The following is a 284-nucleotide window of genomic DNA, read 5'->3' on the forward strand; positions in this document are numbered from 1 at the left end:
GTCGGCTGCGTGATCGCTGGAGCGAACCGGCACGATTCACCGTTGCTGCGCCCGACCCTCGAACGCCTTTCCCGATTTGGATACCTGCTCCCAGAGCAGATCAAGGTTCATCTGGATGCCGGCTACGACAGCCGGCAAACCCGAGGCTTGCTCACCGAGCTAGGATGCGACTGGGAAATCAGCACCAAGGGCGAACCCTTGCAAGCCGGAGTCCGCTGGGTCGTGGAACGAACCAACTCGTGGCACAACCGCGGGTTCAAAAAGCTAGCGATCTGCACCGAACG

1 pseudogene is annotated in these 284 nt (G+C 60.9%); it reads left to right on the forward strand.

The annotated features are described in order from the left end of the window. A pseudogene (locus ACT3TP_RS18805) lies at window positions 1–284 on the forward strand (IS5/IS1182 family transposase); the annotation flags it as partial.

Origin of the sequence: Glutamicibacter sp. AOP38-B1-38 (assembly GCF_052377485.1) — a bacterium.
GTDB lineage: Bacteria > Actinomycetota > Actinomycetes > Actinomycetales > Micrococcaceae > Glutamicibacter.